Origin of the sequence: Nocardia macrotermitis (genome assembly GCF_009604405.1) — a bacterium.
Lineage (GTDB): Bacteria > Actinomycetota > Actinomycetes > Mycobacteriales > Mycobacteriaceae > Nocardia > Nocardia macrotermitis.
In genome coordinates this window covers 351155-363658 of the sequence record NZ_WEGK01000002.1, presented here as the reverse complement: position 1 = coordinate 363658, position 12504 = coordinate 351155, and the positions used below count along the sequence as shown (strand labels likewise).

Annotated in this window: 10 protein-coding genes; 7 read left to right on the top strand and 3 right to left on the bottom strand. The window is 68.0% G+C overall.

Features of this window, described 5'->3' with window-relative positions; translation table 11 throughout:
• Nucleotides 1-26 precede the first annotated feature (26 nt).
• From kstR to NRB20_RS05405, 5 genes are all read left to right on the top strand, one after another.
• Nucleotides 27-686, top strand: a complete 660-nt coding sequence (gene kstR / locus NRB20_RS05425; RefSeq protein ID WP_153408090.1) for a cholesterol catabolism transcriptional regulator KstR — start codon at nt 27-29, stop codon at nt 684-686.
• Nucleotides 687-933: 247 nt separating this feature from the next.
• Nucleotides 934-3504, top strand: a complete 2571-nt coding sequence (gene otsB / locus NRB20_RS05420; protein WP_319944504.1) for a trehalose-phosphatase — start codon at nt 934-936, stop codon at nt 3502-3504.
• Nucleotides 3505-3688: 184 nt separating this feature from the next.
• Nucleotides 3689-4579 carry a metal ABC transporter solute-binding protein, Zn/Mn family gene (locus NRB20_RS05415; protein ID WP_319944503.1) on the top strand — a complete coding sequence of 297 codons (891 nt, stop codon included), beginning with the start codon at nt 3689-3691 and terminating at the stop codon, nt 4577-4579.
• A 559-nt stretch (nt 4580-5138) separates the two neighbouring features.
• Nucleotides 5139-5966 (top strand): metal ABC transporter ATP-binding protein, encoded by an 828-nt coding sequence (locus NRB20_RS05410; protein ID WP_319944584.1) that lies wholly within the window; start codon nt 5139-5141, stop codon nt 5964-5966.
• Between the two features lie 112 nt (nt 5967-6078).
• Entirely contained in the window at nt 6079-7002 is a 924-nt protein-coding gene (locus NRB20_RS05405; protein WP_153408089.1) for a metal ABC transporter permease, read from the top strand.
• Between the two features lie 105 nt (nt 7003-7107).
• Here the strand turns inward: NRB20_RS05405 and NRB20_RS05400 are convergent, their stop codons facing one another.
• Nucleotides 7108-8010 (bottom strand): HhH-GPD family protein, encoded by a 903-nt coding sequence (locus NRB20_RS05400; protein WP_153408088.1) that lies wholly within the window; start codon nt 8008-8010, stop codon nt 7108-7110.
• A gap of 512 nt (nt 8011-8522) precedes the next feature.
• Between NRB20_RS05400 and NRB20_RS05395 the strand changes: the two genes are divergently transcribed.
• Nucleotides 8523-9146, top strand: a complete 624-nt coding sequence (locus NRB20_RS05395) for a carbonic anhydrase (protein WP_153408087.1) — start codon at nt 8523-8525, stop codon at nt 9144-9146.
• Between the two features lie 75 nt (nt 9147-9221).
• Nucleotides 9222-9899, top strand: a complete 678-nt coding sequence (locus NRB20_RS05390) for a hypothetical protein (protein ID WP_319944502.1) — start codon at nt 9222-9224, stop codon at nt 9897-9899.
• 48 nt (nt 9900-9947) lie between these two features.
• On the opposite strand, the gene disA is transcribed toward NRB20_RS05390, so the two are convergent.
• The gene (gene disA / locus NRB20_RS05385) at nt 9948-11048 is read right to left on the bottom strand and encodes a DNA integrity scanning diadenylate cyclase DisA (protein ID WP_153408693.1); all 1101 of its coding nucleotides are present in this window, start codon (nt 11046-11048) and stop codon (nt 9948-9950) included.
• A 41-nt stretch (nt 11049-11089) separates the two neighbouring features.
• Nucleotides 11090-12484 carry a DNA repair protein RadA gene (gene radA / locus NRB20_RS05380; protein ID WP_319944501.1) on the bottom strand — a complete coding sequence of 465 codons (1395 nt, stop codon included), beginning with the start codon at nt 12482-12484 and terminating at the stop codon, nt 11090-11092.
• Nucleotides 12485-12504: the final 20 nt, after the last annotated feature.

Here is a 12504-nt window from a genome sequence, read left to right as displayed (position 1 = left end):
GCTTGTGCAGGAAAGGACTTTCATCGATGGCCAGTCCCTCCCGAGAGCAGGCAGCAGACTCGGGGGCGCAGAACGGCGGCCGTTCACGCGCGACCCCGGTGTCCACGCTCAGTGAGGACGAACTGAGCTCGAGCGCGCAGCGCGAACGCCGCAAACGCATCCTCGACGCCACCCTGGCCCTGGCCTCCAAGGGCGGGTACGACGCGGTGCAGATGCGCGCGGTGGCCGAACGCGCCGACGTCGCGGTGGGAACGCTGTACCGGTACTTCCCGTCGAAGGTGCACCTGCTGGTCTCGGCGCTGGCACGCGAATTCGAGCAGTTCGACAGCAGACGCAAACCGCTCGCCGGGCAGAGTCCCCGCGAACGCATGCACCTGATGCTCACCCAGGTCACCCGGGCCATGCAGCGCGACCCGCTGCTCACCGAGGCGATGACGCGCGCGTTCATGTTCGCCGACGCGTCGGCCGCGGCCGAGGTGGACCGGGTCGGCAAGGTGATGGATCGCTTCTTCGCCCGCGCCCTCAACGAGGACGAGCCGAACGAACGGGACCTCGCCATTGCCCGCGTGATCAGCGATGTGTGGCTGTCGAATCTGGTCGCCTGGCTGACCCGCCGCGCCTCGGCCACCGATGTCGCCGAACGCCTCGAATTGACCGTCGACCTACTCCTGGGCTCGCAGACCTAACACCCGCCGGAACCGAAACTCACACCGAATCCAGGTGATTCGGCGGTCCCGAGCGACTCGCCGGGTTTGCGACGTTTGTCGCTGCTTCCCTCCGGCTAATAAGGTGACGCACCGCAGAGACCTCACAACCGGGGACGCACGAGACCGATGAGTCGGCGACGCGCGCGAAACACCAGAGCAACCCCCACCAAGTAAGGTTTCTCGCGCCCCCGGTATTTCTCCTCCGATCACAAACAAGGTTGGATGCGTGAGCGCACAGGATCTGCCAATCGAACTTCGCCGTGCGTTGTCGGCGGTGGCCCGCATGCCGCGGCTACTGGTCGCCTCGGACTACGACGGGACACTCGCGCCCATCGTCAGCGACCCGGCGAAAGCCTATCCCCATCGTGAGTCGGTGAGCGCCCTGCGCGCGCTCGCCGGTCTGACCGCCACCACCGCGGCCGTCATCTCCGGCCGCGCCCTGCGAGATCTCGCGGCACTGTCCCGACTCCCCGTCGAGGTGCAACTGATCGGCAGCCACGGTTCGGAATTCGACGTGGGTTTCGTCCATGCCATCGACAGCGACGCCCGAAAACTGTTGCAGGAGGTGCAGAACGCGCTGACCCGCATCGCCCAGGACAACCCGGGCGTCTCGGTCGAGGTGAAACCGGCCAGCGTCGCGTTGCACGTGCGCAATGCCGCACCCGAGGTCGGGCGACGCGCGTTGCAGCAGGCGGGCCAGGGGCCGGCCAGCTGGGTCGGCGTGCAGGTGACCGAGGGTAAAGCGGTCATCGAACTGGCCGTCATCCAGACCGACAAGGGCGCCGCGCTGGACATCATCCGGCATCAGGAAGGCGCGTCGGCGGCGGTGTTCTTCGGCGACGACGTCACCGACGAGAAGGCGTTCTCGCGGCTGGCCGGGCCGGATGTCGGCATCAAGGTCGGCGAGGGCGAGAGCCTGGCCGGATATCGGGTCGCCAGTACCGAGGAGGTGTCCAAGGCCCTGGCGTTCCTGCTCGAGGAGCGCCGCACCTGGCTGGCCGGCGCCTCGGCCCCCCGAATCGAACGCCTGACCATGTTGGCCGGGCCCCGCGCGAAATCCCTGGTCACCCCAGACGGCACCATCACCTGGCTGTGCCACCCCGAACCGGATTCCGCGGCGGTGTTCGCGCATCTGCTCGGCGGGCCCGAGTCCGGGCATTTCACCATCGTGCCCGAGCGGCCCGGACTGCCGCTCTCGCAGCGCTACATCGACGGCACCATGACCGTCGAAACCCGTTGGGCCAGTTTGCAGGTCGTGGACTACCTGCCGCACGACGTGGCCACCGAGCGGACCGATCTGACGCGCGTCATCACCGGTGACGCCAAGGCCGTGGTCACCTTCGCGCCGCGTCCGGAATTCGGTCAGGTGCCGGTCACGCTGGTACAGGAGCCGTCCGGGCTGCGCGTGCACGGCACCAACGATCCGATCGTGCTGCGGTCCCCGGGCGTGCGGTGGACCATCCTCGAAGAAGGCATCCACCACGTCGCAACGGCCGTCGTGGATCCCTCGCGCGGGCCGATCGTGCTGGAAATGCGTTGCGGCACCTCCGATCTCGCGCCCGCGATGGTGAGCGAGCCGGACCGGCGCGGCGAGGCCGAACGGTACTGGAAGGACTGGGCCGAGCAGCTCGAACTGCCGCCGCTCAAGCCGGATCTGATGAAACGTTCCGCGCTGACGCTGCGCGGCCTGGTGCACGCGCCGTCCGGGTCGATCATGGCCGCCGCGACCACCTCGCTGCCGGAGGACATCGGCGGCGTGCGCAACTGGGACTACCGCTACTGCTGGCTGCGCGACGCCTCGCTGACCGCGCACGCGCTGGTCGCGCTGGGCTCGTTGACCGAGGCCGAGGAATTCCTGGCCTGGGTGCACCGCGTACTGGAAACCCTCGCCGGACCCGAACGTCTGCACCCGCTGTACACGCTCTACGGCGAGACCCTGGGCCCCGAGGCGGTGCTGGATCAGCTGCCCGGTTACGCCGGATCCCGGCCGGTCCGGGTCGGTAACGCGGCCAATATGCAGGTGCAGCTGGACGTGTTCGGCCCGATCGTGGACCTCATCGCGGCCCTGGCCGACGCCCGCGAGCGCAAGGGCATCCTCGATCCGGCCCAGGCCCTGCCCGATCAGGACTGGGAGCTGGTCACCGCGATGGTTTCGGCCGTCCGGCGCCGGTGGAGCGAACCCGATCACGGCATCTGGGAAATCCGTGGCAACCCGCGGCACCACGTGTACTCGAAGGTGATGGGCTGGCTGACCGTGGATCGCGCGGTGCGGCTGGCCGACAAGTTCGCGCGGCGGGCCGATCCGGCCTGGGCCGAACTGCGCGACACCATCGCGGAGGAGGTCCGGACCAAGGGCTGGAACGACGAGGTGCAGTCCTACACCGCCGCCTACGACGGGACCGATCTGGACGCGGCGACCCTGCACATCGGGTTGAGCGGGTTGATCGAACCGTCCGATCCGCGGTTCGCGGCGACCGTGGTGGCGACCGAGGCCGAGCTGCGCAGCGGTTCGACGGTGTACCGGTACCACCACGACGACGGGCTGCCCGGCGGCGAGGGCGGGTTCCACCTGTGCGCGGCCTGGCTGGTGGAGGCGTATCTGCTGATCGGCAAGCGGGCCGACGCCGAGGCGCTGTTCGCCCAGCTCGTGGACGTCGCGGGACCGACCGGACTGCTCAGCGAGGAGTACGACCCGGTGGCCGAGCGATCATTGGGCAACCATCCGCAGGCGTACAGCCATCTGGGTTTGCTGCGGTGTGCGCAGTTGCTCAGCCAGCCGGTGCCCGCGCTGGCGTAGTGCCGCGGTAGTTCACGCGAGATCTCGAACGGCCCGTCCGAGTGGACGGGCCGTTCGCCATCGATGGCCCGAGTGCGCTGATTCACAGGGACGAATCGGACAGACGATACCGCCGGTTCTGGACACGTGAGCTACATTCAAATGGAAATCATTTCCGTTATCAGTAGTGCCAGGAGTCACCCGCGTGTCCAGAGGTCTGATCGCCCGAGTTGCTGTCATCGCATTAGGGGTTGCCACCGCCGCAACGCTCACCGCGTGCGGAACATCGAAGAACGACTCCGGCAAACCGTCCATCGTCGCCTCGACCAATGTCTGGGGGAGCGTCGCGGCCGCCGTCGCCGGTTCCGATGCCCAGGTCAGCTCGATCATCTCCAGCCCGACCGACGATCCGCACTCGTACCAGACCACCCCCGAGGACGCCGCCAAGATCCACGACGCGGACCTGGTGATCTACAACGGCGGCGACTACGACGAGTTCGCCGAGAAGGCCGCCGACGGACGCGGCAAACCCACCATCGACGCGTTCAAGCTGCGTCCGGCCGCCGCGGCGCAGGACGAGAACGAACACGTCTGGTACGACGTCAAGACCGTCGCCGCCGTCGCCACCAAGATCGCCGCCGAGCTCGGTTCCCTCGACAAGGCGCACGCCCAGGCGTACACCGACCGCGCGATCCAGTTCGATTCCAAGCTGAAGAACATCACCGCGATCACCGACCAGATCGCCACCGCCCACCCCAAGGCGCCCGTCCTGCAGACCGAGCCCATCGCCCACTACCTGCTGCTGGCCGCCGACGCCGACGACCGCACCCCGCACCCCTTCGAGGAGGCCATCGAACAGGGCACCGACCCCGCCCCCGCCGACCTGGCCGCCGTCCGGGACCTGTTGAACAACAAGCAGGTTCGCGCCCTGGTCTACAACATCCAGACCGAGGACAAGACCACCCAGAACGTCGCGGCCACCGCGAAGGCCGCCGGAATCCCCGTCGTGAACGTCACCGAAACCCTGCCGGAGGGCACCGACTATCTCGGCTGGCAGACCCAGAACGCCAACGCCCTGGCCGCAGCCCTGAACTGATCGGCACCCCATGCCCCCCACCCGCACCACCCCCGAAACCACCGCGCCGGAATCGAATCCGAACGTCGCCGAGCGCGACAACCGGCCCACCCGCACGACCGCATCGGACACGGCGGACTGCTTCATCTGCGGACCGACCGAGTCGACGGACCCCGACGGAGCCGAAACTCCTTCCGCCGAAACACAACCCGATACAGACCAGGTTGACGATGCGACCGCTGCGGCGAGCAGGCCGCAGCGGTCCGAAAGTCACACCACGGCAACGGAGTCGGCTGCCACTCGCGGCAATGGATCCGTAACGCACCGTGCTGAAACAGGATTCGACGCAGTCGATGAGACGGGCACGGATGGAGCCGATCGTCCGGACGCAACGCTTCTGGGGATGATCGATACCTCCACTGCGACTTACGAATCGGATGTTTCAGGGGACGGAGACCGGCTACCGGTAGCGCCGGTGTCTCAGCGGGATCGTGGGTCGTCGCGCGCGACCACCGTGACAGCAGTCGAAACTTCCGCTGCGACTGCGGAATCCACCACGTCAAGGGCAGACGCTGCCCCGATATCGGCAACCGCCGAATCCCGGCAGGATCGTGAGCCGGTGGTGGAGTTGCGGGGGGCGCGGTTGGCGTATGGGGAGCGGATTCTTTGGGACGGGCTGGATCTGGCGGTTCGGGCCGGGGAGTTCATTGCGGTGCTGGGGCCGAACGGGTCCGGGAAGACGTCGCTGTTGCGGATGTTGCTGGGGCAGGTCGCGCCCAGTGCGGGAACCGTGGAGATCGCGGGATCGGCTGCGCGGGTGGGGAATCCGCATATCGGGTATGTGCCGCAGCAGAAGACGATCGATGCGGGGGTGCGGTTGCGCGGGGTGGATCTGGTCGGGCTCGGGGTGGACGGGCATCGGTGGGGGTTGGGGTGGCGTGGACGCAAGGAGCGGCGGCGGCGGATCGCCGAGGCGGTGGCGCAGGTGGGGGCGCAGCACTACGCGCACGCGCCGCTGGAGTCGATGTCCGGCGGTGAGCAGCAGCGGTTGCGGGTGGCCCAGGCGCTGGTGGGCGATCCGCGGGTGCTGCTGTGCGACGAGCCGCTGCTGAGCCTGGACATGGCCAATCAGCGGCTGGTGGCCGAGCTGATCGACGCGCGCCGCCGCAGTCACGACACCGCGGTCCTGTTCGTCACCCACGAGATCAATCCCGTACTGCCCCTGGTGGATCGGGTGCTGTACCTGGTCGACGGAAAGTTCCGGATCGGCACCCCGGACGAGGTGATGACCTCCGAGGTGCTCTCGGAGCTGTACCGCACCGAGGTCGACGTGCTGCGGGTGCGCGGGCGGCTGGTCGTCGTCGGCACCGGGGACACCATGGACGCACTCGGCGGGGAGCACGCATGAGACCGGGCACCCTGCCGGATCGGCTCGCGCCGGAGCACGGCGGTAATACAGAACGACGCGGGGGCATCAGCGAGCGCAGTGATATCACCTGCGCTGAAAGGGATTTCGCGTCATGAACGGAAAACTCACCGATATCTTCGGCAAGCTGCTGGATTTCCACACCACCGGCGACCTGCTGTCCTACGACTTCGTGCAGCAGGCGGTCCTCGCGGCGGCGCTGCTCGGTCTGCTGGCCGGGGCGATCGGCCCGCTGATCGTGAGCCGCCAGATGTCCTTCGCGGTGCACGGCACCAGCGAGCTGTCCCTGACCGGCGCGGCGGCGGCGCTGCTGGCCGGAATCGGGGTCGGCGCGGGCGCGATCATCGGCTCGGTGGTCGCGGCCGTACTGTTCGGACTGCTCGGATCCCGTGCGCGCGAACGTGATTCGGTGATCGCGGTGGTGCTCTCGTTCGGCCTCGGCCTGTCGGTGCTGTTCCTGTGGCTGGGCCCCACCCGCGCCGGATCGAAGTTCTCGCTGCTCACCGGACAGGTCGTCAGCGTCGGCAACAACGGGCTCACCCTGCTGTCCATCTGCACGGTCGGGGTGCTGCTGGTGCTCGCATTCGTCTACCGCCCACTGCTTTTCGCCAGCACCGACCCGGAAGTCGCGGTCGCGCGCGGTGTTCCGGTCCGCGCGCTGTCGGTGGTGTTCGCGGTCCTGCTCGGCATCACCGCCGCGTTCGGCGTCCAGATCGTCGGCGCGCTGCTGGTGCTGTCGCTGCTGATCACCCCCGCCGCGGCCGCCGCCCAACTCACCGCGAGCCCGCTGCGCGCCGCGGTCCTGTCCATCGTCTTCGCCGAGTTGGCAGCGGTCGGCGGCATCATCCTGTCCCTGGCCCCCGGCGTCCCGGTGTCGACCTTCGTCACCACCATCTCGTTCGCCATCTACCTGATCTGCCGAGCCATCGCACCCCGGCTCAACGCCGGTCGCCGCGCTCGACCACAATCCCGATCAGCGAAAACGGTTCCCGCCGAAGCAATTTCAACCGCGAGCTGAACCCTCCGGCGATATTCGGCGAACCGGATCACACGAGACTCCCGTCCGCGGTCGGGATCGCTGTCAGGCCGATCAATCGGACACGCACGGAACATCATCCGGCGATCAGGCTCCGGCTTCTCCGGCAAGCGCGAACAAACCGTCCGAAGTCTGCTCGACCAGACCATCGGTGAGCAGAGAATCCAGGGCTCGGGCACGCTGCCCCGGATCTCGAGTCCACGCGAGATCCAGGGCAACGCGCTCGACGGGCCCGGAAGCTCCCCGCAACACGTCCAGCAACCGCCCCCGCGCCTGACGATCGGTACCGTCGTATTTCTGCGTGCGCCGCACCACATCCGACGCGGGCCGCCCCGCCGCGACCCACGCACAACTCGGCAACGGACACAACTCACAATCGGGCGTACGAGCGGTACACACCACCCCACCCAACTCCATCAACGCCGCGGAAAACACTGCGGCACGGTCGATTCGCACCGGCAGCAGTTCCTCGGTCTCCATCAGATCCCGGGCCGCCGGATTCCCCGCCTCGGCCCTACCGTGCACCGCCCGCGCGACCACCCGCCGAACATTGGTGTCCACCACCGGAACTCGCTGTCCATACGCGAAACACGCCACGGCCCGCGCGGTATACGCCCCGATCCCCGGCAGCCCGAGCAGCACCTCGACATCGTCCGGCACCGCGTCGCCGTGTTCCTCGGCCAACACCCGCGCACATTCGTGCAACCGCAACGCCCGCCGCGGATACCCCAGCTTTCCCCACGCCCGCAACACTTCTCCCGGCGACGCCGCAGCCATCGCCGATGGCACCGGCCACCGCGCCACCCACTCCCGCCACACCGGCTCCACCCGAACCACCGGCGTCTGCTGCAACATGATCTCGCTCATCAGAATCTGCCACGCCGACACCCCCGCCCGCCGCCACGGCAGATCCCGCGCCGTCTCCTCATACCAGTCGATCAACACATCGGAGTCGATACTCACCGCCGCACCCCCGCCGCTCCGACACATCCCGGGGCCACCGCCCGCACAAGCGAATTCAGTCGCCGAACCATCACACGACCATGATTCACCCCGTACCTCCCCCGTCCACACCCGGTCTACCTCACCACCAGCCCGCGCCATCGCGACAACAACCCACACAACTCATCGTCGGGCCATATCCGATATGCGACGTCTCGGCGACAAGGAACATTCGACGCTTGACCCGCACCATCGCGACCGCACGAGAATTCCGGGTGTTCGGATGATGGCGCACATTTCCAGGCAGCCGCCCGGACAAGCTCCACAGGTTCTCTGACCACGATCGACCGAACGGGATCTCGAGGACGAGGACACAGCACTGCTCGCCATCTCCCGGTGGCGAGTATCCGATCACACCTCGGCACCGACCGGGTCGCGTTCACGATGCGACGAGACCCTGCCGCCCTCACCATCACCCCGGAGAACATCGGCGTTGCTATTAGCCGGGATGTAACCAAACGGACTGGCCGGTAACCATAACCGCATGGAAAATGGGACGCATGCCTCATACCAACCCGATCAGCGCCTGGAAGTCCCTCCGCGAGGGCAATGACAGGTTCGTCAGCGGTAGCCTGCTGCACCCCGGTCAGGGCACGGCAGACCGCGCGAAACTCGTCAACGGCCAGCAGCCCGCGGCGATCCTGTTCGGTTGCGGAGACTCCCGCGTGGCCGCGGAGATCATCTTCGACCAGGGGCTCGGCGATATGTTCGTGGTCCGCACCGCCGGGCACGTCCTGGACAACTCGGTGCTCGGTTCCATCGAATACGGCGTGGAGATCCTGAACGTCCCGCTGATCGTGGTCCTCGGCCACGACAGCTGCGGCGCGGTCGCCGCGACCATCAACGCGCTCGACGGCGGCGACGTCCCCGGCGGATTCATCCGCAGCGTCGTGGAGAAGGTCACCCCGTCCATCCTGATCGGCCGCCGCGAGGGCCTGACCGGCGTCGACGAGCTCGAGGCCCGGCACTGCGTGGAGACCAGCCGCCTGCTCATGCAGCGCTCGATGATCATCTCCCAGCGCGTGGCCACCGGCCAGTGCGCGATCGCCTCGGTCACCTACAAGCTCGCCGACGGCCGTGCCCAGCTGCACCGCGCGGTCGGCAACATCGGCGAAACGGTCTGATCCGCGACCCGTTCCACACCGACACGCCGCGCGGTACAGGGGCGAGTTGCCCGATCGGGCACTTACCGTGGTGTCGTGCTGGAACCGACTGGACCACTGCCGCCGGAGATCTACTGGCGTCGACGCGTGTTCGCCATCGGCGCGATCGTGATCGTGCTGGCGCTGGTCGTCTGGCTGGCGATCATGCTGCTGCACGGCGGCGGCTCGTCGAATTCGACGGCCGCCGCGACCTCGACCTCGGCGACCACCGGTCCCGCGGCCGGATCGGCGACGACCACCCCCACCGCCACCTCGGCCGCCGCAGCCTCGGCCACCCCGACCCCGTCGGGCACGGTCAACGCCACCGCGGCCAGCGCACCGGCCTCCTGCCCGGATCAGTCGCTGGCGGTGAAGGTGACCGTCGGACAGCCGAGCTACAAGGCGGGTGACAAACCGGTGTTCGGGATCGTCATCACCAATATCTCGACCCTGGCCTGCTCCCGCGACATGGGTTCGGGCCTGCAACAGGTGTCGGTGCAGTCCCTCGACGGCCAGCGTCGGCTGTGGACCAGCACCGATTGCGATCAGGGCGGCCAGCCCGACGTGCGCACCCTCAACGGCGGCCAGCAGGCGGCGTTCACCCTGACGTGGTCCGGCACCACGTCCCAGCCCAACTGCGCGGGCGAACGCGTCCCGGTCCCGGCGGGTTCCTACGCGGTGAGCGCCCTGTTCGGTTCCATCCACAGCTCTCCGGAGACGTTCAACATCTCGTGACCGTCCACGCCGCTCGGCAGCCGAACCGGGCGGGTGACGCGATTCCGTTCAGACACCGCCGGATTCGGCGAGCCGCGACAATCCCTCGCGGATCTGCCGGGCCAGCTGCGAATCCATACCGTCCAGCGTTTCGAGTTCACCGGCGGTGGCGGACAACAGACTCGACAGCGAACCGTACACCGCGACAACGGATTCCACGCTACTGAGCGACACCCGGGGAATCTCCGCGAGCAACCGGTAACCCCGCGGCCCCACGGCCGTGTCCAACGCCTCCAGCGTGGCCGGAAAGCCAAGTGCCGGACCGAGATTCGCCAGATCCAGCAACTCCACCTCGAGCAACGCGTCCAATTCGGCCAGCGCCACATCGACACTCGCGTCGTCCACCGGACACTTGCGCAGATAATCCCGCACCAGCAACCGCCGCAGCGTATCGGTCTCCCCCACCAACTCCGCGAGTTGCAGGGCCAGCTGCCGCCCGTCGACACCGAGTTCTCCCACATCGGAATCGATCTCGCGCGCGACCCGACGCACCAGTTCCAGACAGTGCAACGCGGACAACACATCCCGCAGCGTGGTGAAGTCCTCCAGCTCCACGATCGACAGCAGCCGCGTCGTCTCGTCCAGCCGCGAGCGGTAACGCTCGAGCGTGCCCATCGCCTGATTGGCCCGCGACAGAATCGACTGCGAGGGCTGCACCAGATGCCGCAACCCACCCAGATACACCGTCACGATCCCGGTCGACCGGCTCACCGAGATCACCGGAAATCCGGTCTGCGCCGCGGTGCGCTCGGCGGCCTTGTGCCGGGTGCCGGTCTCCACGGTGGGCAGCGCGGGATCGGGCACCAGATGCACATTGGCCCGCCGGATGCGCGCGCCGTCGCCCGAAAGCACCACCGCCCCATCCATTTTCGACAATTCGCGCAGCCGCATCGGGGAGAATTCGATATCGAGCTCGAACCCGCCGTCGCAGATCCGCTCGACCGGCTCGTCGTAGCCGAGTACGACCAGTGCGCCGGTGCGGGCCAACAGGATCCGGTCGATACCGTCGCGCAACTGCGTCCCCGGAACCAGCCGCGCGATCACCTCACGCAATGCGATGTGCGCGCTATCATATTGCGCCACAGCAGAATTCGATTGCTCGCCGCCCATCGCGGGCTTACCGAGCAGGTTGGTGACCCAACGCCCTGGGTTCATTGGGCAGCCTCCGCATGTTCGCCCCCTCGCTTCGACAAACCACTCGACGCGACCGCCGCACGAACATTCGCGACCTCACGCACCCTCATGGAGAGTCCGGAGCAATCCACGCCCGGCGGCACCAGCGCCTCAGTGAAACCTAGCCGCTCGGCCTCGGCGAGTCGACGCCCGGCCCCCGTGACACGCCGAACCTCACCGGCCAGCCCCACCTCACCCAGAATCACCAGTCCACTCGGCAGCGAGATCCCCCGCTCGGAACTCGTGATCGCCAGTGCGACAGCCAGATCCGCACCCGGTTCGGTCAGCCGCATACCACCCACCGTCGCCGCGTAGACGTCGTGTTTGCCCAGATAGACGTGACAGCAACTCTGCAACACCGCGAGCACCATGGAAACCCGGTTGTAGTCCAGCCCACTTACCGCGCGACGCGGTGCGGGCGCGGGCGTCGACACCGTCAGCCCCTGCACCTCGGCCAGCAGCGGACGTTTGCCGTCCATCGCGACCGTGATGGCCGTACCCGGCACCGGATCGGAACGGTGATGCAGGAACAACCCGGACGGATCGGGCACCCCGGCGATCCCGTCCTCGTGCAGTTCGAAACAACCCACCTCGTCGGCGCTGCCGAACCGGTTCTTCACCCCGCGCACCATCCGCAACGTGGAGTGCTTGTCGCCCTCGAACTGCAACACCACGTCGACCAGATGCTCGAGCGTGCGCGGCCCGGCCACATTGCCGTCCTTGGTGACGTGCCCGACCAGCAGCACCGCGATCCCGCTCGCCTTGGCCAGCGAGGTCAGCGCCGAGGTCACCGCCCGCACCTGGGTCACCCCGCCGATCACGCCGTCGACGTCCGCGGCCAGCATGGTCTGCACCGAGTCGACCACCAGCAGCGAGGGCCGCACCTGGTCGACATGCCCGAGAATCGTGGCCAGATCCGATTCGGCGGCGAGGTAGACCCGATCGTGCACCGCCCCGGTCCGATCCGCGCGCAACCGCACCTGACCGGCGGATTCCTCGGCGGTCACATAGAGTGCGCGCTCCTCCCGCTGTCGCGCCCAGCGATGGGCCACCTCGAGCAGCAGGGTCGATTTGCCCACCCCCGGCTCGCCCGACAGCAGCACCACCGAGCCGGGCACCACCCCGCCGCCCAGCACCCGGTCCAACTCGCTCACCCCGGTCGGACGCGCCCGGGTGACCTGCGAATCGATGGTGGAGATCGGCGCGGCGGCCGTGGAGGGCAGCAGCGCGCGCCGCCCGGTCGAGACCGACGCGGGAGCGCTCGCCTGTTCGTCGATCGACCCCCATTCACCGCAGGACGGGCAGCGCCCGACCCACTTGGCGACCTCGTGCGAGCAGGCGGAGCAACGGTAGAGCGATTTCACCTTGGCCACGTGCGCAGCCTAAGGATCGA

Bases quoted from the DNA above. Each gene is read 5' to 3' on its own strand.
- kstR (WP_153408090.1), top strand. From the start codon at position 27: ATGGCCAGTCCCTCCCGAGAGCAGGCAGCAGACTCGGGGGCGCAGAAC.
- NRB20_RS05405 (WP_153408089.1), top strand. From the start codon at position 6,079: ATGAACGGAAAACTCACCGATATCTTCGGCAAGCTGCTGGATTTCCAC.
- NRB20_RS05400 (WP_153408088.1), bottom strand. From the start codon at position 8,010: ATGTGTCGGAGCGGCGGGGGTGCGGCGGTGAGTATCGACTCCGATGTG.
- NRB20_RS05395 (WP_153408087.1), top strand. From the start codon at position 8,523: ATGCCTCATACCAACCCGATCAGCGCCTGGAAGTCCCTCCGCGAGGGC.
- disA (WP_153408693.1), bottom strand. From the start codon at position 11,048: ATGGGCGGCGAGCAATCGAATTCTGCTGTGGCGCAATATGATAGCGCG.